At 50.2% G+C, this 438-nt stretch carries 1 protein-coding gene; it reads right to left on the bottom strand.

Going from position 1 to position 438, the window contains the following annotated elements; translation table 11 throughout:
* On the bottom strand, nt 1–411 hold a 411-nt coding region (locus tag C1I99_RS31985), incomplete at its 3' end, for a hypothetical protein (protein ID WP_233512838.1).
* Nucleotides 412–438 lie beyond the last annotated feature (27 nt).

Below are 438 nucleotides of genomic sequence, written 5' to 3'. Positions count from 1 at the left end.
GCCTTTTTCTACGTACACTTTACCGTTAGCTTCGATGTCAAAAGATGCGGTTTCACCACGCAGGCGTTCCGGCACCAGTTCCATCTGCAGCTTGTTATCACGGATTTCAAAGATAACTTTTTCAAAGAACAGGTCGAGGATCTGCTCTGTGGTGTAGTTCAGGGCGCGCAGAATGATGGTCGCAGGCAGTTTACGGCGACGGTCGATACGTACGAACAGGTTGTCCTTCGGATCGAATTCGAAGTCCAGCCAGGAACCACGGTAAGGGATGATACGCGCGTTATACAGCACTTTACCCGAAGAGTGGGTTTTACCTTTGTCGGAGTCAAAGAAGACGCCCGGACTACGGTGCAGCTGGGAAACGATAACACGCTCAGTACCGTTGATAACAAAGGTACCGTTGTCTGTCATGAGCGGAATTTCGCCCATGTAGACTTC

Source organism: Micromonospora deserti, assembly GCF_003236335.1.
Classification (GTDB): Bacteria; Actinomycetota; Actinomycetes; order Mycobacteriales; family Micromonosporaceae; genus Micromonospora; species Micromonospora deserti.
The sequence above is the reverse complement of the archived record's forward strand: the minus strand, read 5'-3'. Positions and strand labels throughout refer to the sequence as shown.